Below are 26,172 nucleotides of genomic sequence, written 5' to 3'. Positions count from 1 at the left end.
GCACATCGCGCCCCAAACAACAACAAAGAGAGGACCAACAATGAACACGGATTTCAACCGGGTCATCCAGAAGCTCTGCGGCGTAGCGATCTCTGCCGCGCTGCTTGCCTCGCCAGCCATCGCGCGCGACAAGGCGAACCCGCTCGGCAGCGCGCGGCAAACCAAAATGGATGTCGCCGGACTCAACGCCCCCGCCCGGATACTGGTCGATGTCTGGGGCATCCCGCACATCTATGCCGGTAACGAGCACGACCTGTTCTTCCTGCAAGGGTTCAATGCCGCGCGCGACCGGCTCTGGCAGATCGATCTCTGGCGCAAGCGCGGCCTCGGCCTGCTCGCCAGGGATTTCGGTCCGGCCTATGCCGAGCAGGACAAGGCGCTGCGGCTGTTTCTCTATCGCGGCGACATGACTGCGGAGTGGGCGGCCTACGGCCCCAAGGCGAAGACCTATGCGGAGGCCTTCGTTGCCGGCATCAACGCCTATGTCGCCGACGTGCGTGCGGGCAAGCGTCCGCTGCCGATCGAGTTCAGGATCGCCGGCACCACGCCGGATCCCTGGGTCGCGGACGACGTTGTCCGCATCCGCAGCCATGGGTTGACACGCAATGTCGCCTCCGAGGTGAAGCGCTCGCTGGTCGCCTGCGCGGCCGGCCTCGATGCGGATCGGTTTCGTGTGAAGCTCGAGCCGGCGTGGACGACGAAGGTCCCGGACGGACTCGATCCCTGCAGCGTGCCCAAGGCCGTGCTCGCGCCCTATGATCTCGCGACGCGCCCCGTGGCTTTTGCTGCGCCAAAGGACCAGAAGGCCGCGCTCGCGCACGATCCCGACAAGTTCCTCACCGAGGCCGACCAGCAGCGCGACACCATCGGCTCCAACAATTGGGTGATCGCGGCCTCGCGCACCGCGACCGGCCGTCCGATCCTCGCCAACGATCCGCATCGCGAGCACAGCGTGCCGTCGCTGCGCTACATCGTCGGGCTCAATGCGCCCGGCCTCTCCGTGATCGGCGCCGGCGAGCCGGCGCTGCCCGGCATTTCGATCGGCCATAACGGCACCATCGCCTTCGGCCTGACCATTTTCAACGTCGACCAGGAAGACCTCTACGTCTACGAGCTCAATCCGCAAAATCCCAACCAGTATCGCTACGGCAATGGCTGGGAGGACATGCGCATCGTCCACGAGACCGAGCAGGTGAAGGGCGAGGAGAATCGCGACCTCGAGCTGAAATTCACCCGCCACGGGCCCGTCATCTTCGTCGACGACGCCAACAAGCGCGCCTTCGCCGTGCGCTCGATCTGGTTCGAGCCGGGCACCTCGGCCTATTTCGGCTCGTCGGACTACATGACCGCGAAGGACTGGAACGGCTTCCTCGGCGCCATGCGGCGCTGGGGCGCGCCGTCGGAGAACCAGGTCTATGCCGACACCAAGGGCAATATCGGCTGGGTCGCAGCCGGCAAGACGCCGCGCCGCGTCAATTTCGACGGCCTGATGCCGGTGCCCGGCGACGGCCGCTATGAATGGCAGGGATTTTTGTCGCTCGACGAGCTGCCGAAGGCCTATCAGCCGAAGCAGGGCTTTTTCGCCACGGCGAACCACATGAACCTGCCGCCGGATTATCCGGTCAACGAGCGCAGGGTCGGTTTCGAATGGTCCGACAGCGCGCGCTGGCAGCGCATCACCGAGGTGCTCGCGGCCAACACCAAGGTGACGCTCGCCGACGCCATGGATCTGCAGAACGACGACACCACCATGCTGGGACGCCGGCTGGTCAAGCTGTTGCAGCCGCTCACGTCCGACGACGCCAACGTGAAGCAGGGCCTCGATCTGCTCAAGCCATGGGATGCGCGTGACGCCGCCGACAGCGCCGCGGCGGCCGTGTTCGAAGTCTGGATCGCCAATCATCTCGGCCCGGTGTTGCTGAAGACCACCGCGCCCAAGGCCGCCGATTTGATCGCACCCGAGGCCTCCAGCGTCTCGGCGCTCGTCGCGGCGCTGGAATCGCCGGATGCGTCTTTCGGCGCCGATCCCGCAGCCGGGCGCGACCGGATTTTGCGCGATAGCCTCGGTGCGGCCGTCGCCGATGTCGCCAGCAAGCTCGGTCCTGATCCGTCCACCTGGCGCTGGGGCCGCCTGCATGTCGCCAAATTCGATCACGCGCTGATGCCGCTTGCCGACAAGGCGACATCAGCGCAATTGTCGGTCGGCCCGCTCGCCTATGGCGGCGCCGCCAACGTGCCGCGCGCCGCCACCTATCGCCGCGCCGACTATCGGCTGCTCTCGGGCGCCTCGTTCCGCATGGTGCTCGACGTCGGCAATTGGGATGCAAGCCGCACCATCAACACGCCCGGCCAATCCGGCGATCCCTTCAGCGGCCACTACCGCGACCTCGCCCCGCTCTGGGCCACCGGCCAGTATGTGCCGCTGCTCTACAGCCTCCCCGCTGTGGAAGCCGCGACCGCGGAAGCGATCACGCTGACGCCGCGGTGAGTGGTGCGTATCCACAAGCACACCGTCGTCCCGGCGAAGGCCGGGACCCATAACCACGAGTGCAAATTATTTTGCGGCGTTGGGACGGCGAGTCCCGTTCACAACGCCGGCTGCGGAGTATGGGTCCCGGCCTCCGCCGGGACGACACTGAATGTATGGCTGCCGCTTTGGCCCAATCTGAACGAGCCAGCCCATGATCCTCCCCGATGGCTATTCCGACATCCCCGCCGGCAAGATCGCCGCGGTTGTCACCCATCTCGAAATGACCGCACGCCCCGCTGCCCGCGACGATCCACCCGGCGCGTGGTCGCTGTGCAAGGCCGACGCCCCAGCACTCAGCTGGTACCGCGACTTCTTCCGCCGCGTCGGCGAGGAATGGCTGTGGTTCTCGCGGCTACGCATGACCGACACGGAACTCGCCGCGATCATCCACGCCGCAGGTATCGAGGTCTACGCGCTCGTCGTAGACGGCCGCGACGAAGGCCTGCTGGAGCTGGATTTCCGCGACCCCGGCCAATGCGAGCTGGTCTATTTCGGCGTCACCGGTAGCTTGATCGGCACCGGCGCCGCCCGCTTCCTGATGAACCGCGCGCTGGAGCGTGCTTGGTCACGCGACGACGTGCGCCGCTTCTGGCTGCACACCTGCACCTTCGATCATCCGTCGGCCGTTGCGTTCTATCAGCGCTCGGGCTTTCGTCCGTTCCGCCGCCAGATCGAGGTGGCGGACGATCCGCGCCTCGACGGCACGGCACCGCGCACGGCGGCGAGGCATGTGCCGATCATTGATTAGCGCGCGGCTCCTTCCACCGTCATTGCGAGGAACTCTTGCGACGAAGCAATCCAGACTGCCTCCGCGGAAAGACACTGGATTGCTTCGCTACGCTCGCAATGACGGAGTACAGGCGTTGCTACGCTGCCCTCAATAATTATACCGCACGCCGAAACTAAAACCCTGCGCGAGCAGGTTCGTCGTATTGAACATCGGCGCGGGACGGTTCGGGCCGCCGCCGGCCGGCGGTGGCGTGAGGTTCGGATTGACGGTCGTGTCGATCAGCCCGCCGGCGCGCTGCACGCCGGTCCAGTACAGCACGTCGTAGCCGACGGTCAGGCGCCAGGCGGGCGCAATCTGATAGCCCGCCTTCAGTGACAGCTCCGACACCACGGCGAAGCGGGTCTGGTCGTAATGGCCGATATTGCTGGACAGCGCGAGGAAGCCGCCCCCGCCACGCGGCTTGTTCGGTAGCATAGGCTTGATAGCAATCCATTCATAATCGGTGAGTTCGTAGCTCATGATTCGAGCCCTCAGTTTGGACGCTTGAATCACAGGGGTGTGGCCAGACGCAACGCTTCCGGGCGGGGCCCGGTTGGACGCTTACGGGGTAGAAGCGGACATCTGCCAGCCGACAATCTCCGCTGAAACCGTCGAAAATGCCCCGAAGCCGACCTCGCTCACAAGATGTTGGACATTGACACGACACGCAATCGGTCGCAATGTTACAGCGTGTAGCGTTTTGTCGCTTCACTCCACGCGACGAAGCCCTGTCGATCTTTGCCTGCGAGTTCTAGGTCGGGATGAATTTGTCACGGATGCATTGGCGCCTGAGCGCTGTTGTGCTCGCTATTGTGCTGTCTCCAATTGGATTGGCCGTAGTCATCACAGCTATCGGTGTTGCCGCCCAAGCAATCTGGCAAATAGCACAGGGGGAAGCCGTTCGATTGCCGGCACCTGAAAACGTCAGGCTTTATGGGCTCTTTGCCTATGCTGCGAGTAGCTGGATTGCCGTGGCTCTGGCATGGTTCTGGTCAAGGCGCCATGAAATGCAAGGGGAGGTCTTTGTTTTCCGGCGGCTCACCTGGTCCAGCTTCTCAGGGAGCATTGTTGCTTCGGTGATCGTCATATTCGGTGTGCCCGTCGTGACGCATTGGCTAACTCAAATAACTGGCGCCCGAAGCCAGAACGTCCACATCGATTTCAACGACGCGTGGTCAGTTGCAATAGTCGTGTTTCTGTTCGTGGTTACAACGCCCGTGACCGAAGAAGTGCTTTACCGTGGGCTATTAGTCACTTGGCTGCGTCGGCTTGGCTGGAAGGATTTCAACATCCTGGTATTGGGCAGCCTTCTGTTTGCTGCCAATCACATTCTGCCACTCGGCTTAGTTTGGAGCGTCGCGATGATCCTGTTGGGAACCACAACTAACGGGTTACGCTTGCGTTACAAATCCCTGGTGCCCGGTTGGTTGACCCACGTGCTTTTCAACGCCCAACTCACCCTCTTTCATCCGCTGCTCGCTTGGCTTCTTTACCTTTCTAATATCGCGCTCCCCGGACCTTTGGGACGGCTGTAACGACCGGCTGCATCACTCCAACGTGTGCGTTGGCCACCCGAGGCAGCCAGATGCCTGCTTGCGGCCCATCGCGACATACAGCGCTGCCGCACAAACTTGGTCGCTAGAGGAGCACAGCGGACGTAGTCGACAGTCACATGAGCCCGCCGGGTTAATAGGTACACGGCCTAACTGCCGAAGCTCACCGCCGTCGTGTTAGCGCCGCAGACCAGCACCGCGACACGTTCGCCCGGCGACGGACGATAGCCGCCGGAGAGCAACGCAGCGAACGCCGCCGCGCCGCCTGGTTCGGCGACCAGACGCAGGCGCGACCATAGCGCGGCCTGGGCCTGCCGGATCGCGTCGTCGCTGACGAGGACGACGCGCTCGACATGGGCGCGCGCGATCGGAAACATCAGCTCTCCGACGCGCCGCGGCGCGAGGCTGTCGGCAGCGAGGCCGCTGGCCGGTGCGTCGACCGGGGTGCCTGCTTCGAACGCGCTGTGCAGGGTCGGCGAGAGCTCGGGCTCGACGGCTATGATGCGGGTTCTGCCGGCGGTCCACGCCGCGATGCCGCCGATCAGTCCGCCGCCGCCCACAGCCACCAGCAGCGTGTCGATGTCAGGGGCGTCCTGCTCCAGCTCCAGTCCAACGCTGCCCTGGCCGAGCAGGGTTTCGATCTGGTCGTAGGCGTGAACGGCCATCGCGCCGGTCCTTGCGACATGCGCTTCGCTGGCCGCAAGCGCATCGGCGTAGCGGTTGCCCGCGATCACGAGCTTCGCGCCATAACCCTTGATCCGCTCGGCCTTGGCGGGCGAGGTGATGTCAGGAACGAAAATCGTGGCGGGAATCTTGAGCCGCTGCGCCGCATAGGCGACCGCCGCGCCGTGATTGCCGCCGGATGCGGCGACGATTCCGGCTTGCGGCACTTGCCGCAGCAGCAGATTGGCAAAAGCGCCCCGCGCCTTGAACGATCCGGAATGCTGCAGCATCTCGAGCTTGAGCGTGACGGGCGCCGCCGGCAGGCCGAAATCGGCGAGATCGGCCTGGACGAGCGGCGTGCGCCTGATGTGCGGACGGATGACGGCCTCGGTCGCCGCGATCCGCTCCCGATTGATGTCTGATGTCGCTGTCATGATGCCGTCCTTGATAGCGCATCCGGGAGAAATTGTCGCGAGCGCCGTTGCGTCAGGCGCAATGCTCCAATTCTAGGATAAGTCCAGGATTGTCCTTGCGCGGCTACGATCTCATCGTGGAAACTGATCGGCCCTGCCTTGTCCAACGCCAGAGAAGAGCGAGAACCATGTTCCTGATCGGCCAATATGATTCCCCCTTCGTCCGCCGCGTCGCGATTGCGCTGCGGCTCTACGGGCTCGCCTTCGAGCACAGACCGTGGTCGACCTTCGGCGATGCCGACAAGATCGCGCCGTACAATCCGCTGCGCCGGGTGCCGACCCTGGTGTGTGAGGACGGCGAAGCGCTGATCGAGAGCACGATCATCCTGGACTACCTCGACGAGCTTGTCGGCGCAGACAAGGCGATGCTGCCGCGAAGCGGCGTCGAGCGTCGCCGGCATTTGCGCATCTGCGCGCTCGCCTCCGGCCTCGGCGACAAGGCGGTCAGCCTGCTCTACGAACGCGTGCTGCGGAAGGAGCAGCTTGCGCTATGGGTCGAACGCTGCCAGGCGCAGATCGGCGACGTGCTCGGCGTGCTGGAGGCCGAGCGCGCCAAGGTGGCGACGCCGTACTGGCTTGGCGACCGCATCGGTCATGCCGACATCGCCGTCGCCTGCGTCGTCCGCTTCACCCGCGAGGCGCATCCGCAATTGTTCGACTCGGCGCGCTATCCGGCGCTCGCGGCCCACGCCGAGCGCTGCGAGGCGCTGGCGCCGTTCAAGGACATCGTGCAGCCGCTGGCGCCGCCGCAGGGGTAGGCATGCTTCGTGTCCCGGACGCGGTGCAGCGTGCAACGCTGCTCCGCAGTGCCGGGACCCATGTCGCACGGATTGCGGGAAGGCGTGGGCCCCGGCTCTGCAGCGCATCACTTCGTGCTGCGCAGCGTCCGGGGCACAAGACCGGAGCGCTTGCGTCTGCCGGAGCGCGAAACCGGCGCAGGGCTCGATGATCAGATAATACGGGTGTTTTGCCCGACGGAGCAAGCGATTTTCGGTAACACCGAAAATCTCTGAAGCCCGTCAACCCCATCCCTACTGTGTATGGGGTTGTTTTCGCTTTTTGAGTTCGCGGGCGGCTATCCCGCGCCCGCGCGCTTCTTCTGCCAGACCAGATGCACCGCGCAGGTGCAGCCTGGCGGATGCGAGGCGAGATCGTTCGATGTCTCGTCATTCGCCGGTGTCGCCGGGAACGCCTTGTCGGCCTCCTTGCGCGACGGGATGTAGTTCAGCACCGGCGCGAGCCAGCGCTCGGTCTCGGCGACCGTCATGCCCTTGCGCGCGGCGTAGTCCTCGACCTGGTCGCGCTCGATCTTGCCGACGCCGAAATAATAGCTCTCGGGGTTCGCGAAATAGAGCCCTGATACGCTCGAGCCCGGCCACATCGCAAAGCTCTCAGTCAGCTTCACCCCGGCGGTCGCTTCCGCATCGAGCAGCTCGAACAGCGTCGCCTTCTCGGTGTGATCGGGCTGCGCGGGATAGCCGGGCGCGGGGCGGATGCCCTGATACTTCTCGAGGATCAGATCGTCATGTGAAAGCGCCTCGTCCGGCGCATAGGCCCAGAACTCGCGGCGCACGCGAGCATGCATGCGCTCGGCAAACGCTTCGGCCAGCCGGTCGGCCAGCGCCTTGCACAGGATCGAGGAGTAGTCGTCATTGGCGCTTCTGAAGCGGTCGGCGACTGCGTCTTCGCCGATGCCGGCGGTGACCACGAAGCCGCCGACATAGTCGGGCACGCCCGCGGGCGCGACGAAGTCGGCGAGCGCCGCGTTGAAGCGGCCCTCACGCTTCTCGAGCTGCTGGCGCAGAGTGTGCAGCGTCGCGATGCTCTTGGTGCGGCTCTCGTCGGCATAGAGCACGATGTCGTCACCTTCTGCATTCGCCGGCCAGAAGCCGACAGTGGCGCGCGCCCGGAACCATTTTTCCTTCACGATGGTGTTGAGCATCTTGCGCGCGTCGTCATAGAGCGAGCGTGCGACCTCGCCGACCTTGGCGTCGTCGAGGATCGCGGGGAAGCGGCCGGCGAGCTCCCAGGTCTGGAAGAACGGCGTCCAGTCGATATAGGGCACGAGCTCGGCGAGATCGTATTCGTCGAAGCTCCTGGTGTCGAGGAAGGTCGGCCTCACCGGCTTGTTGGCCGCGAAGTCGACCGGCACGCGGTTCTTGCGGGCCGCATCCAGCTTCAGCCGCTTCTTGTCGGCCTGCGCGCGCAGATGCGCATCCGAGATCTTTGCGTACTCGGCGCGCACCTCGGCTGCGTAAGCGTCGCGCTTCTCGGGCGAGAGCAGCGAGGACGCCACGCCGACGGCGCGGCTGGCGTCGTTGACGTGGACGACCGGACCGGCGCGATAGCTCGGGTCGATCTTCACCGCCGTATGCACGCGGCTCGTGGTGGCGCCGCCGATCAGCAGCGGCAGCTTCAGGCCTTCGCGCTGCAATTCGCCGGCGAAGAATGCCATCTCGTCGAGCGAAGGCGTGATCAGGCCGGACAGGCCGACGATGTCGGCCTTCTCCGCCTTCACCGTCTCGACGATCTTGGACGCCGGCACCATCACGCCGAGGTCGATCACCTCGTAGTTGTTGCACTGGAGCACGATGCCGACGATGTTCTTGCCGATGTCGTGGACGTCGCCCTTCACCGTCGCGAGCACAATCTTGCCGGCGGACGAGGAGCCTTCGGTGCCGATGCCGTTGGCGAGGTTGCGAGCCTTCTCTTCTTCCATGAACGGCATCAGCCAAGCCACCGCCTGCTTCATCACGCGCGCCGACTTCACCACCTGTGGCAGGAACATCTTGCCGTCGCCGAAGAGGTCGCCGACCACGTTCATGCCGGCCATCAGCGGGCCCTCGATCACGTCGAGCGGGCGCGAGGAGGCTTTGCGGGCTTCCTCGGTGTCCTGCTCGATGAACTCGGTGATCCCGTGGACCAGCGAATGCGACAGCCGCTTCGCCACCGGCCATTCGCGCCAGGCGAGATCGGCTTCCTTGCTCTCCGTCTTCTTGCCGCGGAATTTCTCGGCGAGCGCCAGCAGCCGTTCGGAGGCGCCGGGGTCGCGGTTGAGGATGACGTCCTCGCACACCTGCCGCAGCTCGGCGTCGATGTCGTCATAGACGATCATCTGTCCGGCATTGACGATGCCCATGTCCATGCCGGCCTTGATGGCGTGATACAGGAACACCGAGTGCATCGCCTCGCGCACCGGCTCGTTGCCGCGGAACGAGAACGACAGGTTCGACACGCCGCCCGAGATGTGCGCGCCGGGCAGGTTTTTGCGGATCCAGCGCGTCGCCTCGATGAAGTCGACGCCGTAATTGTTGTGCTCTTCGATGCCGGTCGCGATCGCAAAGATATTCGGATCGAAGATGATGTCTTCCGGCGGGAAGCCGACGCGGTTGACCAGGATGTCGTAGGCGCGCTTGCAGATCTCGGTCTTGCGCGCGAACGTGTCGGCTTGGCCGACCTCGTCGAACGCCATCACCACCACGGCCGCGCCGTGGCGGCGGGCGATCCTGGCTTCGTGGATGAACTTCTCCTCGCCTTCCTTCATCGAGATCGAGTTGACGACCGGCTTGCCCTGCACGCATTTCAGGCCGGCCTCGATCACCGAAAATTTGGAGGAGTCGACCATGACGGGGACGCGGGCGATGTCGGGCTCGGCGGCGACGAGGTTGAGGAAGGTCACCATCGCGGCTTCCGAATCCAGAAGACCCTCGTCCATGTTGACGTCGATGATCTGCGCGCCGTTCTCGACCTGGTCGCGCGCGACCTGCAGCGCTGCCGTGTAGTCGCCGTTGGTGATCAGCTTGCGGAAGCGCGCCGATCCCGTGACGTTGGTGCGCTCGCCGATATTGACGAAGGGAATCGCATCCGTCAGCACGAACGGCTCGAGGCCGGAGAGCCGCAGCTTTGGCGCGATCTCAGGCACGATGCGCGGCTTGTGCGGGGCGACCGCCGCAGCGATCGCAGCGATGTGGTCCGGCGTGGTGCCGCAGCAGCCGCCGACGATGTTGACGAGACCGTCGCGGGCGAACTCGCCGACGAGACGGGCCATATACTCCGGCGTCTCGTCATACTGGCCGAATTCGTTGGGCAGGCCGGCGTTGGGATAAGCGCAGACCAGCGCGTCGGCGACGCGGCCGATATCGGCGATATGCGCGCGCAGATCTTCGGCGCCAAGCGCGCAGTTGAAGCCGATGGTGACGGGCTTGGCGTGCCGGACCGAATTCCAGAACGCTTCCGGCATCTGACCGGAGAGCAGGCGGCCGGATTTGTCGGTGATGGTGCCCGACACCATCACCGGCATGTCGATGCCAAGCTCCTCGGTGATCTCGGCGATCGCATAGAGCGCGGCCTTGGCGTTCAGCGTATCGAAGATGGTCTCGACCAGCAGCAGATCGACGCCGCCGTCGATCAGGCCGCGGATCTGCTCGCCATAGGATTTGCGTAAGTCGTCGAAGGTGACGGCGCGGTAGCCGGGATTGGACACGTCAGGCGAGATCGAGGCGGTGCGGTTGGTCGGTCCAATGGCGCCGGCGACGAAGCGCGGCTTGCCGTCCTCTGCCGCGACACGCCTGGCGGCATTGCCGGCGAGGCGGGCGCCTTCGCGCGCCATCTCGTAGACGATGTCGGTGAGGTCGTAATCGGCCTGCGCGATCGAGGTGGTGGAGAAGGTGTTGGTCGCGACGATATCGGCGCCGGCGCGCAAATAGGCAGCGTGGATGTCTTCGATCGCCTGCGGCTGGGTCAGGATCAGGAGATCGTTGTTGCCGCGCAGGTCGCGATGGAAATTCTTGAAGCGCTCGCCGCGGAAGGCGGCCTCGTCGAACTGCAGGTTCTGGATCATCGTGCCCATGGCGCCGTCGAGCACGAGGATGCGCTCGCGCGCGGCGTTGATGAGGCCGGTTCGCTTGGGCGAGGTGGATACGGTCATGGTGTCTTAAGCCGCCTTCTGCGCGCTCTTGGCGCGAATGCCGAGCAAATGGCTGATCGCGAACACGAGATCGGCGCGGTTCATGGTGTAGAAATGAAAGGTGTCGACGCCGTGCTTGGCGAGCTTCTGCACCTGGCCGGCCGCGACGGTCGCGGCCACCAGCTTGCGGGTCTCGGCGTCGTCGTCGAGGCCCTCGAATTTCGCGGCGAACCAGTCCGGCACGGTGGTGCCGGCGCGGGTGACGAAGGCTCTCGCCTGCTTGAAATTGTGCATCGGCATGATGCCCGGCACGATCGGAATGTTGATGCCGCGGGCGCGGACGCGGTCGAGATAACGGAAGTAGAGGTCGTTATCGAAGAACACCTGCGTAATCGCGCGCGTCGCGCCGGCGTCGACCTTGGCCTTCAGCGTATCGATATCGGCGTCGAAGTCGCGCGCCTCGGGATGCTTCTCGGGGTAAGCCGAGACGGAGACTTCGATATCTGCGTGCCGTTTCTTGATCCCCGCGACGAGATCGGCCGAGCTTTGATAGCCGTCAGGATGGCTCGCATAGGGCGTGCCGATGCCGCCGGCGGGATCGCCGCGCAGGCCGACGATGTGGCGGACGCCGACCTCGTGATAGCGGTCGACGATCTCGTCGATCTCGCCGCGCGAGGCGCCAACGCAGGTCAGATGCGCGGCCGGCAGCAGCGCAGTCTCTTTCAGGATGCGCGAGATGGTCGAGTGGGTGCGTTCGCGGGTCGAGCCGCCGGCGCCATAGGTCACCGAGACGAATTTCGGATCGAGCGGGGCCAGCCGGTTGATGGTCTCCCAGAGATTCCGCTCCATATCTTCCGTCTTGGGCGGAAAGAACTCGAAGGAGATCGCAGGCCGCTTTGTGGCGAGGTGCCCGTCTTGCCCGCCAGTGTGGGCAGGAATCGTCAAATCGGTCATGGCACCACTCACTCCAGGGCGCTCGCCAGCGGTTTGGCGGCCGGGTCTAGCTTGGAGAGGCTAAGATAGGCCAAAGCCGGTTTTCTCGACAGCCCATCCGAGATGGGAAGTCGCCCACTCTTAGTAGAAATATGTCGAATATTGCGATACGGCGAATGAAGGTGGGAAATGACCTAGGGAGATATATTATAAAATAATATCAGTTAGATAGATCTATTTTCGGTAGCGGATAAGCTCGACCGATGCTTGGTGGGCAGAATGAATTTGGCGTTATGTTGTCTGCATTCGTCCCAACACCGTGCTCTGCCGTTCGCGCGACCTCTGCGCCAGCACACGCCAGACCTGCGCGGTTGGCCCATTGCCGCCGCGCGGCCCTCCATTACGTTAGCGCGCCATGATCCCGCTCTCAGTCCTCGACCTCTCCGTCGTCACCACTGGCGCAAAGCCCGCTGCGGCGTTGCGCAACAGCATCGACCTGGCGCGCCATGTCGATGGGCTCGGCTATGACCGCTACTGGCTCGCCGAGCATCACAACCTTGCCTCGGTCGCGAGCCCCGCGCCCGACGTGATGATCGGGCAGATCGCGGCGGTGACCAAGCACATCCGCGTCGGGTCCGGCGGCGTGATGCTGCCCAACCACGCGCCGCTGGTGGTAGCCGAGCGCTTCAAGATGCTGGAGGCATTGTTTCCCGGCCGCATCGACCTCGGCCTCGGCCGCGCGCCGGGAACTGATGGCGCTACGGCCTATGCGCTGCGCAGCCGGCTCGACCGCCGCGAGGGCGACGATTTCCTGGAGCGGCTGCATGAATTGATCCTGTGGGAGACCCGCGAATTCCCCGCAGGCCATCCTTACCACAACGTCGTCGCAATGCCGGACGATACGAAGCTGCCGCCGATCTGGCTGCTCGGCTCGAGCGATTATTCCTCGCAGCTCGCTGCGCAAGTCGGCATGGGCTTCGCCTTCGCCCATCATTTCGCGTCCCATGATGCGATCGACGCGATGGTGCACTATCGCAATCGCTTCCAGCCCTCGGCCTGGCGCGCGACACCGCATGCGATCCTCGGCGTCACCGTCATCACGGCCGACACGGACGAGGAGGCCGAAAAGATCGCCACGTCTTTCGATCTCAACCGGCTGCGCCGCGATCGCGGTCAATATCTGCCGCTGCCGAGCGCCGAGGAGGCGCTGGCCTATCCCTATACGGATTCCGAGCGCGTCTCGATCGCGCGCAACCGCTCGCGCCTGTTCGTCGGCAATCCGGCGACGGTGCAGAAGAAGCTGCAGCCGCTGATGGATGCAAGCAAGCCGGACGAATTGATGGTGATCACGGCCGTGTACGATCACGACGCGCGCAAGAAGTCGTATTCGCTGCTGGCAGAGGCGTTTGGGCTGGCGAAAAGCGCAGCGTAGACGATGATTGTCATTCCGGGGCGAAGCGAAGCATCGAACTATGGTGCGCACTTGCGCACCAGAGAATCTCGAGGTTCCGGGTTCACGCTTCGCGTGTCCCGGAACGACGGCCTCAATCCTGCTGCGTCTCGCTGAACGTCGCGCGGAACGGGTGGCCGGGATACACGCCGACAATGCGGAATTCGCGCGAGAAGAACTTTAGCTCCTCGATCGCAAACGCAAGGCCCTTGTCTTCAGGGTGGCCGTCGACATCGGCATAAAACTGTGTGGCGAAGAAATTGCCGTCGACCATATAGCTCTCGAGCTTGGTCATGTTGACGCCGTTGGTGGCAAAACCGCCGAGCGCCTTGTAGAGCGCGGCAGGCAAGTTGCGCACCCGGAAAACAAAAGTGGTGACCAGCGGGCCAGAGCCTTGCGCGGCCCATTTCGGCTCGCGCGCCAGCACGACGAAGCGTGTGGTGTTGTGCGCTTCGTCCTCGATGTCCTCGGCGAGAATGTCGAGGCCGTAGATCTGCGCGGCGAGGCGGGAGGCGATCGCGGCGACGGTCTTGTCGTTGCGCTCGGAGATGTCGCGTGCGCTGCCGGCGGTATCAGCGTGCACGATCCCCTTGATGCCGAGCTTGCGGATGATGCGCCGGCATTGGCCGAGCGCGTGGACATGGCTCTCGACGGACTTGATGTCGGACAGCTTCGTGCCTTTCACCGCCATCAATTGATGGCGGACCGGCAGGAACCACTCGCCGATGATGAAGAGGCCGGAGGCCGGCAGCAGATGATGGATGTCGGCGACGCGGCCGGCGACCGAATTCTCGATCGGGATCATGCCGAGATCGGCCTCACCCGACGAAATCGCCGACAGCGCGTCCTCAAAGGTGGCGCAGGGCAACGGCTCGGCGTCGGGATAGGCCTCGACGATGGCGATGTGGGAATTGGCGCCAGGTTCGCCCTGGAATGCGATTTTCAGCTTGCTCATGACGGGCCTTGTAGCAGCGGCTCAGGATTTGGAAAGGATGCTGCGCGCGGTTTCGAGGTCCGGCGGCGTGTCGACGCCGCGAGGCACGCTGTCGACGATCATGATGTCGATGCGCATGCCGGCTTCCACCGCCCGGAGTTGCTCCAGATTTTCTTGAACTTCCAGGGGGGAGCGTGGCAGCGACACGAACCGTTCCAGCGCCGCGCGCCGATAGGCGTAGAGGCCGATATGGTGGTAGCGCGGTCCGTCGCCATAGGGGGCGGTGGCGCGGGTGAAATACAGCGCCCGCAGCCGTCTCGGGCCGATCGGCGAACCGATGGCCTTCACGACGCTCGGCGCCAGGTCCTCTTCTTCGGTGTGGATCTGCGAGGCTAGCGTCACGATATCGACCGCTGGGTCGGCAAAGGGCGGCAGCACCTCGCTGATGGTCTCAGGCGTGATGGTCGGGAAATCACCCTGAAGATTGATCACGATCTCGGCCTTCCCTGCCGGATCGAGCTTCTGCATGGCCTCGTGGATGCGGTCGGATCCGGACGGATGCTCCGCGCGGGTCATCACCGCTTCGCCGCCATGGGCTGTCACGACGGACGCGATCTCGTCCGTATCGGTTGCCACCGCGACCCGGCCGACGCCGGCGGCCTCTGCCCGCCGCATCACGTGCACGATCATCGGCAGGCCCGCGATATCGGCGAGCGGCTTGCCGGGCAGGCGGGTGGCGGCCATGCGGGCCGGGATCAGCACCAGGATGCGGGGATCGATCATTGGTTCAGAGGGCTGGGTTCAAGGGCTTGGAAACGGGACGTTTTCCGCTTCGAGAAATGGTGCGGGGACGGGCTGATAGAACGGTCGCTTATACGGGTTGCCAGACCCCGGGCAAACCGATATCTCAATGGCAAAACTCGGGGAAACAGTAAGGAACGTTTTTGATTCTCCCGAGGCTCGTCCTGGCGGCCGCCCGGCCGCTTATTCTTCTTGCGGTGTGGGGCCTGGCCGGAAATGGACTCTTTCGAACTCAACAAGATTCTCGGTGCCGTGCTCGGTACCTGTCTCATTCTGCTGGTGACGAGCTTCACCGCCCAGGCACTGTTCTCGCCCAAGATGCCGGAAAAGCCGGGTTTTGAGATCGCCGTGAAGGAAGTGGCTGGCGACAAGGAGGGTGGCGCGGCTGCTGCTGCGCCCTCCGAGCCGATCGAAAAGCTGCTCCAGACCGCGTCCGTCGAGAAGGGCGCCTCCGCCGCCAAGAAGTGCGCCGCCTGCCACACTTTCGAGAAGGGCGGCCCGAATCGCGTTGGTCCGAACCTGTTCGGCATCGTTGACGACCATCGCGGCGAAGGCCGTAACGGCTTCAACTTCTCGGCTGCGATGAAGGCGAAGGGCGGCACCTGGACCATCGACGATCTGAACAAGTTCATCGCCAATCCGAAAGGCTTCGTTCCGGGCACCGCGATGGGCTTCGCCGGCATTCCGAAGGACTCGGAGCGCGCCGACGTTATCGCCTACCTGAACAGCCTCTCCGACAGCCCGAAGCCGCTCCCGACCGCGGCGAAATAAGGCTCTTCGGTCTCGATCTCAGATGTGCGGCCAGGCCTCAAAGCCTGGCCGTTTCCGTATTCGGGCCTCGCGGCGTTGTTATCGGGGCGTTTGGCCGCATCTCACAGGTCGTCCGGCCTTCCAAGATGAGGAAAAAGCAACATATTCCGTCGAAACCTCGCCTATATTGGGAACTTAAAGGAGTAGCCTCCTTCAAGACAGGAATGTTGATTTGGCCATTACCCGACGCGATCTCCTGCTCACCGGCGCGGCCGTTGCTGCGCTCCCTGCTTTCGGCTCCGTGGCGGGTGTTCCCGTCGTCGGCACGGCAGAAGCGCAATCGGCCGGTGAGCTGGCTTCAAGTGCGCTCCCTTGGCGCCATGCGCTGTCGCTATTCGGCGACATCAAGTACCCGGCCGACTTCAAGCGCTTCGACTACGTCAATCCGGACGCGCCGAAAGGCGGCGTCGCGCGCCAGATCGCCGTCGGCACCTTCGACAATTTCAATATCGTCGTATCGGGCGTGAAGGGGCAGGTCTCCGGTGCCGTCGCATTCATCTACGAATCCCTCACGACGCCCGCGCTCGACGAAGTCTCGACCGAATACGGCGCGCTGGCCGAAGCCGTGAGCCATCCGGACGATTTCTCCTTCGTCATCTATCGTTTGCGGCCACAGGCCAAATGGCATGATGGCAAGCAGGTCACCGTCGAGGACGTGATCTTCTCGCTCGATTCCTTCAAGAAGCACCACCCGATGTACTCGGCCTATTACAGCCACGTGGTGAAGGCGGAGAAGGTCGGTGAGCGCGACGTGAAATTCGTATTCGACGCGCCGGGGAACCGCGAACTGCCGCAGATCGTCGGGCAGCTCACGGTCCTGCCGAAGCATTGGTGGGAGGGAACGGACGCGCAGGGCCGCAAGCGCGATGTCTCTGCGACCACGCTCGAAGTGCCGTTGGGCTCCGGCCCCTACAAGGTCAAGGAATTCGTTGCCGGTCGCTCGATTGCGCTGGAGCGCGTCAAGGATTATTGGGGGCGCGACCTCGCCGCTAATGTGGGCCGCAACAATTTCGACGAGCTGCGCTACGAGTATTTCCGCGATGCCACTGTCGCGATCGAGGCTTTCAAGGCCGATCAGGTCGATTGGCGCACCGAGAACAGCGCCAAGAACTGGGCGACCGCCTACGATTTCCCGGCTGTGACCGAAAAGCGCGTGATCCTCGAGGAGTTCGCCAATCGCAGCTCGGGCGTGATGCAAGCCTTCGTGCCGAACCTGCGCCGCGCCAAGTTCGGCGATCCCCGCGTTCGCCGCGCGCTCAACTACGCCTTCGACTTCGAAGAGATGAACAAGCAGCTCTTCTATGGTCAGTACAAGCGCATCAGCAGCTATTTTGACGGCCTCGACGAGCTCATGGCGACGGGATTGCCGCAGGGAAAAGAGCTCGAAATCCTCGAGACGGTTCGCGCCCAAGTCCCGCCTGAAGTCTTCACGACGCCCTACACCAATCCGGTCGGCGGCACTCCTGAAGCGGTGCGCGACAATCTCCGGGAGGCGCTGCGCTTGTTCAAGGAGGCCGGCTACGAGGTGCGCGACCGCAGGCTGATCGACGTCAAAAGCGGCACCCAGTTCTCTCTTGAATTGCTGAACCAGGATCCGAGCTTCGAACGTGTCACGTTGTTCTACAAGCCGTCGCTGGAACGGCTCGGCATTGCCGTCAGCGTGCGGACGGTCGACCCAACCCAATACGAGAACAGGACGCGCGAGTGGGATTTCGACGTCGTCACCAACTCCTGGGGCGAGTCGCAGTCGCCGGGCAACGAGCAGCGCGAGTTCTGGTCGTCCAAAACAGCCGACATTGCCGGGTCGCGCAATATTGCCGGCATCAAGAATCCAGCGGTCGACAAGCTGATCGAACGGGTGATCTACACCAAGAACCGCGATGATCTCGTCGCGGCAACCAAAGCGCTCGACCGCGTGCTGCTGTGGAATCACTATGTCGTGCCGCAGTGGACCTATTCGAAGGTGCGCACTGCGCGCTGGGATCGCTTTGGCCAGCCGGCGGAATTGCCTAGATACGGTCAGTCCGGTTTCCCGTTCATCTGGTGGTACGACGCAGACAAGGCGGCGCGGATCGCAAAGAAGTCGTGAGGGACATTTCTCGCATGGCGCAGCTTTCACGCCGGCATGTATTGGCTTTGGGGGCTGGCGGCGCGCTTAGCGCTGCCGCACTCCGCAACGCGGCGGCGTCCGAGGGGCCCGCCGAGGTCCACGGCATCTCGGCGTTCGGCGATCTCAAATACTCCGCCGACTTCCACCATTTCGACTACGTCAATGTCGGCGCGCCGAAGGGCGGCGCGTTCTCGCTCATCCCCTCGGTGCGGGCCTACAATCAGTCCTATTTCACGTTCTCTTCGCTCAATGCTTATATCCTGAAAGGCGAGGGCGCGCAGGGTATGGACATGACCTTCGCGCCGCTGTTGGCGCGCGCCAATGACGAGCCCGACGCGATGTACGGGCTTGCCGCGAAATCTGTGCGGATCTCGCCGGACAAGCTGACCTACATCTTCACGATGCGGCCCGAGGCCCGCTTCCATGACGGTTCCAGGCTCTCCGCGCATGACGTCGCCTTCTCGCTCAACACGCTGAAGGAGAAGGGCCATCCGCTGATCGTCGTGCAGCTGCGCGATTTCGTGAAGGCCGAGGCGCTCGACGACGCCACCGTGGTCGTCACCTTCGCACCGAACCGCGCCCGCGACGTGCCGCTCTATGTCGCGAGCCTGCCGATCTTCTCGAAAGCGTATTACGCCACGCGCGCCTTCGATGAATCGACACTCGATACGCCGCTGGGCTCCGGTCCGTATAAGGTCGGCAGATTCGAGGTCAATCGCTACATCGAATACGAGCGCGTCAAGGACTGGTGGGGCGCCGACCTGCCGGTCTGCCGCGGTAGCTACAATTTCGATACGGTGCGCTACGAGTTCTACCGCGACCGCGACGTCGCCTTCGAAGGTTTTACTGGCAAGAACTATCTGTTCCGCGAGGAGCTCACCGCGCGCATCTGGGCCACGCGTTACGATTTTCCGGCGATAAAAGACGGGCGCGTCAAGCGCGAGCAGCTGCCGGACGAGACCCCGTCGGGCGCGCAGGGCTGGTTCATCAATACGCGTCGCGACAAGTTCAGGGATCCGCGCGTGCGCGAAGCGCTCATCTACGCCTTCGACTTCGAGTGGACCAACAAGTCGATCATGTACGGCGCCTATGCGCGCACGCAATCGCCGTTCCAGAACTCGGACATGATGGTGTCGGGCCCGCCGTCGCCGGAGGAGCTCGCACTGCTCGAGCCGTTCCGTGGCAAGGTACCCGACGAAGTGTTCGGCCGGCCCTTCGTGCCGCCAGTGTCGGACGGCTCCGGTCAGGATCGCGCCCTGTTGCGCAAGGCTGGCGAGTTGCTCAACGAGGCCGGCTACGTCATCAAGGACCGCAAGCGCGTGCTGCCCAATGGCGAGCCGTTCACGATCGAGTTCCTGAACGACGAGCAGTCGATCCAGCCGCATCACGGGCCCTATCTGAAGAACCTCGCGACGCTCGGCATCGACGCCACGTTCCGCCTGGTCGATGCCGTGCAGTACCGCGCGCGGCTCGAGGATTTTGATTTCGACATGACGATCGAACGCTTCTCGATGTCAGCGACGCCCGGCGATGCGATGCGGGCGTTCTTCTCCTCCCAGGCAGCCAAGACCAAGGGCTCGTACAATCTCGCCGGCATTTCCGATCCGATCATCGATGCGTTGATCGACAAGATCATTGCCGCCCAGACCCGGGTGGAGCTGACCACGGCCTGCCGCGCCTTCGACCGCGTGTTCCGGGCCGGGCGCTATTGGGTGCCGCAATGGTACGCGAACTTCCATCGCGTCGCCTATTGGGACCAGTTCAGCCATCCCGACAAGCCGCCGAAATATGCGCAAGGCGTCGGTGCCCCTGAGAACTGGTGGTTCGACGCCGCCAAGGCGGCCAAGCTCGAGCAGGCGAAATAATCATGAGCGCCTATATCGCCCGCCGCATCCTCCTGATGATTCCGACGCTGCTCGGGATCCTCTTTGTCTCCTTTGTCGTCGTGCAGTTCGCACCGGGCGGCCCGGTCGAGCGCGTGATCGCGCAGCTTTCGGGCGCCGACACCGGCGGGACCTCGCGAATTTCGGGCGGCGGCGACTTTGCGCAGCGCGCGCCGGGGCAGTTGGGCGCCGGTGGCGATGCCATCAATTCCAAGTATCGCGGCGCGCAAGGCCTCGACCCTGACTTCATCAAGAAACTGGAGAAGCAATTTGGCTTTGACAAGCCGGCACCGGAGCGCTTTGCGCTGATGGTGTGGAATTTCGCCCGCTTCGATTTCGGCAACAGCTATTTTCGCGATGTCAGCGTGCTCCAGCTTGTCAAGGAGAAGCTGCCGGTCTCGATCTCGCTCGGCATCTGGCTGACGTTCCTGACCTACCTGATCTCGATTCCGCTTGGCATCCGCAAGGCGGTGAAGGACGGAACGCGCTTCGATACCTGGACGTCGTCCGTGCTCGTGCTCGGTTATGCGATTCCTGGCTTCCTGTTCGCGATCCTCCTGATCATCCTGTTTGCCGGGGGCTCGTTCTTCAACTGGTTCCCGCTGCGCGGATTGACGTCAGACGGCTGGTCGCAATTTCCCTGGTATTGGAAAATCATCGATTACTTCTGGCATTTGACACTGCCGCTGATCGCCATGGGGCTCGGCGCGTTCACGACCATGACGTTCCTGACCAAGAATTCGTTTCTGGACGAGATCCGCAAGCAATACGTGATGACCGCGCGCGCGAAAGGCTGCAGCGAGAACCGGGTGCTCTATGGTCACGTCTTCCGCAACGCGATGCTCATTGTCATCGCAGGCTTTCCCAGTACCTTCATTCACGCCTTCTTCTCGGGCTCGCTTCTGATCGAGACCATCTTCTCACTCGACGGGTTGGGGCTGCTCAGTTTCGAGAGCGTTCTCAACCGCGACTACCCCGTGGTATTCGGCACGCTCTTCATCTTTTCGCTCGTCGGCCTCGTGGTCAACCTTATCTCTGACCTGGCCTACATGTGGATCGATCCGCGGATCGATTTCGAGGCGCGGGAGGTCTGATGACGCTGACCGCCCCCACCCCGATCGAGACCACCGCAAAGTCGCCGCTCGGCGACGCCGTGCCGATCACGCGCAAACCGTTTGTGCCGTCGCCGCTCAACAGGCGGCGCTGGCAGAATTTCAGGGCGAACCGACGCGGCTACTGGTCGTTCTGGATCTTCATGGTCCTGTTCATTGTTTCGCTATTTGCCGAGTTGATCGCCAACGACCGGCCGTTCCTGATCAAATATGACGGCCATCTCTACTGGCCGGCCTTCGTCACTTATTCGGAGACGACTTTTGGCGGCGATTTCGAGACTGCCGCTGACTACCGCGATCCCTATCTGCAGAAGCTGATCAAGGATAAGGGCGGCAGCATCGTCTGGCCACTCATTCGTTACTCCTACGACACCCATAATCTCGACCTGCCGACGCCGGCACCCTCACCGCCGACCTGGATGCTGACGGAGGCGCAGTGCAAGCCGGTAGTCGAGAAGAAGGGGCTGAAGAGCTGCCGCGACCTCGAATATAACTGGCTCGGCACTGACGATCAGGGCCGCGACGTGGTGGCGCGCCTGATCTATGGCTTCCGCATCTCGGTGCTGTTCGGCCTCTGCCTGACCATTGTCTCCTCCGTCATCGGCATCGCGGCGGGCGCGGTGCAGGGCTATTTCGGCGGTTGGGTCGACCTGTTGTTCCAGCGTTTCATCGAGATATGGACTGCGATCCCGTCGCTGTATCTGCTGCTGATCTTGTCGTCAGTGCTCGTGCCCGGCTTCTTCGTGCTTCTTGGCATCCTGCTCTTGTTTTCCTGGGTGTCGTTGGTTGGACTCGTGCGCGCGGAATTTTTGCGCGGACGCAACTTCGAGTACATCCAGGCGGCGCGGGCGCTCGGCGTGTCGAACGCCGTGATCATGTTCAAGCATTTGCTGCCGAACGCGATGGTCGCCACGATGACGTTCCTGCCATTCATTGTCTCCTCATCGGTCATGACGCTCACGGCGCTGGACTTCCTCGGCTTTGGCCTGCCGCCCGGATCGCCATCGCTCGGCGAACTGCTGTCTCAGGGTAAGTCTAACGTCCAGGCACCTTGGCTCGGTTTCTCCGGCTTCTTCTCGGTCGCGATCATGCTGTCGCTTTTGATCTTCATCGGCGAAGCCGTGCGCGACGCCTTTGATCCGCGCAAGACGTTCAAGTGAGGGCGTGATGGACGCGATCAACCAGCCCCTGCTCAGTGTACGCGAGCTCTCGGTGGCCTTCCACCAGGGCGGCGCCACCACGCTTGCAGTCGACAAGATCTCGTTCCAGATCAAGCGGGGTGAGTGCGTCGCACTGGTCGGCGAGTCCGGATCGGGCAAGTCGGTCAGCGCGCTCTCGATCCTGAAGCTACTGCCTTATCCCAATGCCTCGCATCCCTCAGGGAGCATTCGCTTCAAGGGACAAGAGCTGATCGACCGGTCGGAGCGCGAGATGCGGGAGGTTCGCGGCAGCGACATCTCCATCATCTTCCAGGAGCCGATGACCTCGCTCAACCCGCTGCACACGATCGAGGCGCAGATCGGCGAGATCATCCAGCTGCATAATCCGACCAGCAATGCGAAGGCGCGCGAGCGGACGCTGGAATTGCTGACTCAGGTCGGCATCCCCGAGCCCGAGACCCGGCTGAAGAGCTACCCGCATCAGCTCTCCGGCGGCCAGCGCCAGCGCGTGATGATCGCGATGGCGCTCGCCAACGAGCCGGACTTGCTGATCGCGGACGAGCCGACCACGGCGCTCGACGTCACCGTACAGGCGCAGATCCTGGCGCTGCTCGCCGAGATCCGCGCACGGCTCGGCATGAGCCTGCTCTTCATCACCCACGATCTCGGCATCGTGCGCCGCATCGCCGACACCGTCTGTGTCATGAAGGGCGGTGAGATCGTCGAGCAGGGGCCGGTCGAACAGGTCTTCAGGACGCCAAAACATCCCTATACGCGCGATCTGCTCGCGGCCGAGCCGAAGCCGGATCCCGCGCCGCCGCAGCCGAATGCGCCGGTGGTGATGTCGGCCGATGATCTCAAGGTGTGGTTTCCGGTCAAGCGCGGCCTGATGCGCAAGACAGTCGGTCACATCAAGGCGGTCGACGGCGTCAGCGTCGCCGTACGCAAGGGCGAGACGCTCGGCGTCGTCGGCGAGTCCGGTTCAGGCAAGACCACGCTGGGGCTCGCACTGCTGCGATTGATCTCCTCGAACGGGCGCATCGTGTTCCTGGGCAAGGACATCCAGGGCCTGCGCTTCAAGGAGATGCGGCCATTCCGGCGCGACATGCAGATCGTGTTCCAGGATCCGTTCGGCTCGCTCAGCCCGCGCATGTCGATCGCCGACATCATCGCTGAAGGCCTCTCCGTGCATCAGCCAAAGCTGTCGCGCGAGGAGCGCGAGGCGCGCGTCGTCAAGGCACTCGAAGACGTCGGGCTGAAGCCGGACACCCGCAACCGCTATCCGCATGAGTTCTCCGGCGGCCAGCGCCAGCGCATCAGCATTGCGCGCGCGGTGGTGCTGGAGCCGGATTTCGTCGTGCTGGACGAGCCGACCAGCGCGCTCGACATGCTCATTCAGGCGCAGATGGTCGACCTTCTGCGCGAATTGCAGCGCAAGCGCGACCTCACTTACATGTTCATCTCGCACGATCTGCGCGTGGTTGCCTCGCTCGCAAGCCATCTCATCGTGATGCGCGGCGGCAAGGTGGTCGAGGAAGGGCAAGCCACCGAGCTCTTCAAGAACCCGCAGACCGATTACACCCGCGCGTTGTTTGCCGCGGCGTTCCGGCTGGATACGGCCGGGAATGGGTCGGTTGCGACCTGATCCCGGCACGATCGCCGCGGCATCAGAGCCGCTTGATCGCGAGGACTTCGCTTCCAGCCTGCCTGATCCGCGCAATCGCCGGCTCGACCGGTTCGATCACCGTTGCCATGTGATGCGCGTTGGCGTGAACCATCGTGCTGCTGTCGCGGACGATGGCGACGTGTCCCTTCCAGAAAATCAGGTCGCCGCGCTGCAGCTTGCTTCGCTCACGCGGCTCCAGCGCGCGGCCGAGGCCGGCCTGCTGCATGTCGCTGTCGCGCGGGCAGCCGGTGCCGGCCGACGTCAGCGAGACTTGGACGAGGCCGGAGCAGTCGATGCCAAAACTGCTCTTGCCGCCCCAGAGATAGGGCGTGCCGACGAAGCGCTCGGCGACCGCGACGAAGTCCGGCTCGCGATGGTCGAGCGGCGCGAGATGGGTCTTTGGCAGGAATGCGCCCTCGCGCGTGACGGCGAAACTGCCGTCCTCGCGCGTGATCGTGAGCTTCGATCCGAGAACCAGCGTGTCGGCCGGCGGCAGCTTGATCGACGGACCCGGGAAGGCGAGCGTCCGCAGCGCGCTGACCTTGTGCGTTGGTGCGGCCGCGGGCTTCATCAGCGCCGCGTCCGGCAGCCAGCCGACATAACCGTCGCTGCCGAGCTGGCCCCAGGCCCAGCCTTCGCCGTTGCGGTCGTAGACCGTGACGCGCTCGCCGCGCAGCGCCTCCGTCATCAGCATCGCGTTCGAAGAGGGTTGCTCACGCACCGGCGCGATCGCTGCGACCACCTCGAATTCCTCGCCGGTGACGAAGCGATCGGCTTGCACTTCGCCTTCAAGATATTTCGCGGCGAGGTCGCCGCGCGCCGGTGTCAGCCTTGGATCGTGTCCTGGATCGTGTCTTGGATCGTTTCTTGGATCAAGCATAGCGCTCGCTCAGCACCTTGTAGATGGCGCGGGCGGCCTGGCATTCGCCGCCCTCGGGCCGCGCCGGCTTGGCGGTCGGCGTCCAGCCATAGATGTCGACATGCAGCCAGCTCCTGGCCTGCTCGACGAAGCGCTGCAGAAACAGCGCGCAGGTGATCGAGCCGGCAAAGCCGCCGGAAGGTGCGTTGGTGATGGTGGCGGTCTTGGAATCCAGCCACGCATCATAAGGGGGCCACAGCGGCATGCGCCACAACGGATCGTTCTCCTTCACCGCGCAGCGTGCGACGTCGGCGGCCAGCGTCTCATCATTGGTGTAAAAGGGCGGTAAATCCGGTCCCAGCGCGACGCGCGCGGCGCCGGTCAGCGTGCCCAGATCGATCAGCAGCTCGGGCTTCTCCTCGTCGGCCAGCGCCAGCGCGTCGGCGAGCACCAGCCGCCCTTCCGCGTCGGTATTGCCGATCTCGACGGTGATTCCCTTGCGGGAGGTGAAGATGTCGAGCGGGCGGAAGGCATTGCCGGCGACCGCGTTCTCGACGGCCGGAATCAGCACGCGCAGCCGCACCTTCAGCTTCGCATCCATCACCATGCGCGCCAGCGCCAGCACGTTGGCGGCGCCGCCCATGTCCTTCTTCATGATCAGCATTCCGCTCGACGGCTTGAGATCGAGCCCGCCGGTGTCGAAACAGACGCCCTTGCCGACCAGCGTCACCTTGGGATGGCTGGGATCGCCCCAGACGATGTCGATCAGTCGCGGCGCACGATCCGAGGCCATGCCGACGGCGTGGATCAGCGGAAAGTCGGTTTTGAGATCCTCGCCGATGGTGCATGCGTAACTTGCGCCGAACTCAGCGGCGAGCTCTTGCGCCGCCGCGGCCAGCTCCTCCGGCCCCATGTCGTTGGAGGGCGTGTTGATGAGGTCGCGCGCCAGCATTGCGGCATCGGCCATGCGGTTGATCTCGGCGGGGTCGACGCCGTCAGACGGCACCAGCCGGACGTCGGGGCGGTCCACCTTGCGGTAACGGGCGAAGCGGTAACTGCCGAGCGCGAAGGCGAGTGCCGCCAGTCGTGCATCGTGCGGTGCATTGGCGAAGCGATAGGTGCCGGGCGGCAGCAGGCCGGGCAGGGCACCCGGCCGGAACGGATCGCGCGATCTGGCGCCGTCGTCCTCAAGCCCGAACAGAACTTGCGCGATCGTGCCGTCGGGCGCGGGCAGTGCGAGATAGCCGCCCGGCTTGGCGGCAAAGGCGCTCGCTGTGGCAAACTGGCGTTGCGCCGGCGGCAGCGTCTCGCGCACGGCATCCCAGCTCGATTTGGTGACGAAGGTAATCGGGGTGGCAGTCGTGGACGTCTCGAAGACGGAAGGCATTGGCGGGTCCGCAAGGTCATTCGGTTGCAGGAGACTTCGCAGAGTTTTGCGGTGGCCGCAATCGGCTTTGCGGTCACCGCTCGGTGAGCCGCTACTCGCAGGGAAGCAGCCATGCTAGGTTCCGGCAGAGGTTGCCAAGCAGGTTGTCGAATGCGCAGAGAGCGCCGGTGACC

Annotated in this window: 19 protein-coding genes; 11 read left to right on the top strand and 8 right to left on the bottom strand. The window is 63.9% G+C overall.

The features are described 5' to 3' along the window. The first annotated feature begins 40 nt into the window (after window positions 1-40). A complete protein-coding gene (locus ACP2YP_RS36130) occupies window positions 41-2,488 on the top strand; it encodes a penicillin acylase family protein (RefSeq protein WP_426421071.1) in 2,448 nt (815 codons plus the stop codon). 193 nt (window positions 2,489-2,681) lie between these two features. After that, window positions 2,682-3,278: a GNAT family N-acetyltransferase gene (locus ACP2YP_RS36125; RefSeq protein ID WP_426421070.1), complete on the top strand. Its 597-nt coding sequence runs from the start codon at window positions 2,682-2,684 to the stop codon at window positions 3,276-3,278. Window positions 3,279-3,407: 129 nt separating this feature from the next. On the opposite strand, the gene ACP2YP_RS36120 is transcribed toward ACP2YP_RS36125, so the two are convergent. After that, a complete protein-coding gene (locus tag ACP2YP_RS36120) occupies window positions 3,408-3,779 on the bottom strand; it encodes a BBP7 family outer membrane beta-barrel protein (RefSeq protein WP_426421069.1) in 372 nt (123 codons plus the stop codon). A 296-nt stretch (window positions 3,780-4,075) separates the two neighbouring features. Between ACP2YP_RS36120 and ACP2YP_RS36115 the strand changes: the two genes are divergently transcribed. Next, entirely contained in the window at window positions 4,076-4,834 is a 759-nt protein-coding gene (locus tag ACP2YP_RS36115; protein WP_426421068.1) for a CPBP family intramembrane glutamic endopeptidase, read from the top strand. A 167-nt stretch (window positions 4,835-5,001) separates the two neighbouring features. On the opposite strand, the gene ACP2YP_RS36110 is transcribed toward ACP2YP_RS36115, so the two are convergent. Beyond that, window positions 5,002-5,949, bottom strand: a complete 948-nt coding sequence (locus ACP2YP_RS36110; protein WP_426421067.1) for a threonine/serine dehydratase — start codon at window positions 5,947-5,949, stop codon at window positions 5,002-5,004. Window positions 5,950-6,116: 167 nt separating this feature from the next. Here ACP2YP_RS36110 and ACP2YP_RS36105 point away from each other — a divergent pair, with 167 nt between their 5' ends. Next, window positions 6,117-6,746, top strand: coding sequence for a glutathione S-transferase family protein (locus tag ACP2YP_RS36105; protein WP_426421066.1), 630 nt, complete (start codon window positions 6,117-6,119; stop codon window positions 6,744-6,746). A gap of 317 nt (window positions 6,747-7,063) precedes the next feature. Here the strand turns inward: ACP2YP_RS36105 and metH are convergent, their stop codons facing one another. Together metH and metF are read right to left on the bottom strand one after the other, a co-directional pair. Beyond that, window positions 7,064-10,915, bottom strand: coding sequence for a methionine synthase (metH, locus tag ACP2YP_RS36100; protein ID WP_426421065.1), 3,852 nt, complete (start codon window positions 10,913-10,915; stop codon window positions 7,064-7,066). 6 nt (window positions 10,916-10,921) lie between these two features. After that, window positions 10,922-11,848, bottom strand: a complete 927-nt coding sequence (metF, locus tag ACP2YP_RS36095; protein WP_426421064.1) for a methylenetetrahydrofolate reductase [NAD(P)H] — start codon at window positions 11,846-11,848, stop codon at window positions 10,922-10,924. 394 nt (window positions 11,849-12,242) lie between these two features. On the opposite strand from metF, the gene ACP2YP_RS36090 reads away from it, so the two are divergent. After that, window positions 12,243-13,259, top strand: coding sequence for an LLM class flavin-dependent oxidoreductase (locus ACP2YP_RS36090; protein WP_426421063.1), 1,017 nt, complete (start codon window positions 12,243-12,245; stop codon window positions 13,257-13,259). A gap of 112 nt (window positions 13,260-13,371) precedes the next feature. On the opposite strand, the gene ACP2YP_RS36085 is transcribed toward ACP2YP_RS36090, so the two are convergent. After that, window positions 13,372-14,232: a prephenate dehydratase gene (locus ACP2YP_RS36085; protein WP_426421062.1), complete on the bottom strand. Its 861-nt coding sequence runs from the start codon at window positions 14,230-14,232 to the stop codon at window positions 13,372-13,374. 21 nt (window positions 14,233-14,253) lie between these two features. After that, window positions 14,254-14,994, bottom strand: coding sequence for a 3-deoxy-manno-octulosonate cytidylyltransferase (locus tag ACP2YP_RS36080; protein WP_426421061.1), 741 nt, complete (start codon window positions 14,992-14,994; stop codon window positions 14,254-14,256). Window positions 14,995-15,228: 234 nt separating this feature from the next. On the opposite strand from ACP2YP_RS36080, the gene ACP2YP_RS36075 reads away from it, so the two are divergent. The 6 genes from ACP2YP_RS36075 (at window position 15,229) to ACP2YP_RS36050 (ending at window position 23,732) form a co-directional block, all read left to right on the top strand. Continuing rightward, window positions 15,229-15,783, top strand: a complete 555-nt coding sequence (locus ACP2YP_RS36075; RefSeq protein ID WP_426421060.1) for a c-type cytochrome — start codon at window positions 15,229-15,231, stop codon at window positions 15,781-15,783. 211 nt (window positions 15,784-15,994) lie between these two features. Then, window positions 15,995-17,911, top strand: a complete 1,917-nt coding sequence (locus ACP2YP_RS36070) for an extracellular solute-binding protein (protein ID WP_426421059.1) — start codon at window positions 15,995-15,997, stop codon at window positions 17,909-17,911. A 14-nt stretch (window positions 17,912-17,925) separates the two neighbouring features. Next, the gene (locus ACP2YP_RS36065; RefSeq protein WP_426421058.1) at window positions 17,926-19,797 is read left to right on the top strand and encodes an extracellular solute-binding protein; all 1,872 of its coding nucleotides are present in this window, start codon (window positions 17,926-17,928) and stop codon (window positions 19,795-19,797) included. 2 nt (window positions 19,798-19,799) lie between these two features. Then, the gene (locus ACP2YP_RS36060; RefSeq protein ID WP_426421057.1) at window positions 19,800-20,909 is read left to right on the top strand and encodes a microcin C ABC transporter permease YejB; all 1,110 of its coding nucleotides are present in this window, start codon (window positions 19,800-19,802) and stop codon (window positions 20,907-20,909) included. Further along, a complete protein-coding gene (locus tag ACP2YP_RS36055) occupies window positions 20,909-22,087 on the top strand; it encodes an ABC transporter permease (RefSeq protein ID WP_426421056.1) in 1,179 nt (392 codons plus the stop codon). Before ACP2YP_RS36060 ends, ACP2YP_RS36055 begins: the two co-directional genes overlap by 1 nt. A gap of 7 nt (window positions 22,088-22,094) precedes the next feature. After that, window positions 22,095-23,732: an ABC transporter ATP-binding protein gene (locus ACP2YP_RS36050; RefSeq protein WP_426421055.1), complete on the top strand. Its 1,638-nt coding sequence runs from the start codon at window positions 22,095-22,097 to the stop codon at window positions 23,730-23,732. Window positions 23,733-23,754: 22 nt separating this feature from the next. Here ACP2YP_RS36050 and ACP2YP_RS36045 read toward each other — a convergent pair whose 3' ends face one another. Together ACP2YP_RS36045 and ACP2YP_RS36040 are read right to left on the bottom strand one after the other, a co-directional pair. Further along, window positions 23,755-24,633 (bottom strand): C40 family peptidase, encoded by an 879-nt coding sequence (locus ACP2YP_RS36045; RefSeq protein ID WP_426421054.1) that lies wholly within the window; start codon window positions 24,631-24,633, stop codon window positions 23,755-23,757. Next, window positions 24,626-25,999: a leucyl aminopeptidase family protein gene (locus tag ACP2YP_RS36040; protein ID WP_426421053.1), complete on the bottom strand. Its 1,374-nt coding sequence runs from the start codon at window positions 25,997-25,999 to the stop codon at window positions 24,626-24,628. Before ACP2YP_RS36040 ends, ACP2YP_RS36045 begins: the two co-directional genes overlap by 8 nt. Window positions 26,000-26,172 lie beyond the last annotated feature (173 nt).

It is taken from the genome of Bradyrhizobium genosp. A, from assembly GCF_049949275.1.
GTDB lineage: Bacteria > Pseudomonadota > Alphaproteobacteria > Rhizobiales > Xanthobacteraceae > Bradyrhizobium.
Note: the sequence above shows the minus strand (reverse complement) of the source record. Positions and strands in the feature narration are given on the sequence as shown.

Bases quoted from the DNA above. Each gene is read 5' to 3' on its own strand.
- ACP2YP_RS36130 (WP_426421071.1), top strand. From the start codon at position 41: ATGAACACGGATTTCAACCGGGTCATCCAGAAGCTCTGCGGCGTAGCG.
- ACP2YP_RS36125 (WP_426421070.1), top strand. From the start codon at position 2,682: ATGATCCTCCCCGATGGCTATTCCGACATCCCCGCCGGCAAGATCGCC.
- ACP2YP_RS36120 (WP_426421069.1), bottom strand. From the start codon at position 3,779: ATGAGCTACGAACTCACCGATTATGAATGGATTGCTATCAAGCCTATG.
- ACP2YP_RS36115 (WP_426421068.1), top strand. From the start codon at position 4,076: ATGCATTGGCGCCTGAGCGCTGTTGTGCTCGCTATTGTGCTGTCTCCA.
- ACP2YP_RS36110 (WP_426421067.1), bottom strand. From the start codon at position 5,949: ATGACAGCGACATCAGACATCAATCGGGAGCGGATCGCGGCGACCGAG.
- ACP2YP_RS36105 (WP_426421066.1), top strand. From the start codon at position 6,117: ATGTTCCTGATCGGCCAATATGATTCCCCCTTCGTCCGCCGCGTCGCG.
- metH (WP_426421065.1), bottom strand. From the start codon at position 10,915: ATGACCGTATCCACCTCGCCCAAGCGAACCGGCCTCATCAACGCCGCG.
- metF (WP_426421064.1), bottom strand. From the start codon at position 11,848: ATGACCGATTTGACGATTCCTGCCCACACTGGCGGGCAAGACGGGCAC.
- ACP2YP_RS36090 (WP_426421063.1), top strand. From the start codon at position 12,243: ATGATCCCGCTCTCAGTCCTCGACCTCTCCGTCGTCACCACTGGCGCA.
- ACP2YP_RS36085 (WP_426421062.1), bottom strand. From the start codon at position 14,232: ATGAGCAAGCTGAAAATCGCATTCCAGGGCGAACCTGGCGCCAATTCC.
- ACP2YP_RS36080 (WP_426421061.1), bottom strand. From the start codon at position 14,994: ATGATCGATCCCCGCATCCTGGTGCTGATCCCGGCCCGCATGGCCGCC.
- ACP2YP_RS36075 (WP_426421060.1), top strand. From the start codon at position 15,229: ATGGACTCTTTCGAACTCAACAAGATTCTCGGTGCCGTGCTCGGTACC.
- ACP2YP_RS36065 (WP_426421058.1), top strand. From the start codon at position 17,926: ATGGCGCAGCTTTCACGCCGGCATGTATTGGCTTTGGGGGCTGGCGGC.
- ACP2YP_RS36060 (WP_426421057.1), top strand. From the start codon at position 19,800: ATGAGCGCCTATATCGCCCGCCGCATCCTCCTGATGATTCCGACGCTG.
- ACP2YP_RS36055 (WP_426421056.1), top strand. From the start codon at position 20,909: ATGACGCTGACCGCCCCCACCCCGATCGAGACCACCGCAAAGTCGCCG.
- ACP2YP_RS36050 (WP_426421055.1), top strand. From the start codon at position 22,095: ATGGACGCGATCAACCAGCCCCTGCTCAGTGTACGCGAGCTCTCGGTG.
- ACP2YP_RS36045 (WP_426421054.1), bottom strand. From the start codon at position 24,633: ATGCTTGATCCAAGAAACGATCCAAGACACGATCCAGGACACGATCCA.
- ACP2YP_RS36040 (WP_426421053.1), bottom strand. From the start codon at position 25,999: ATGCCTTCCGTCTTCGAGACGTCCACGACTGCCACCCCGATTACCTTC.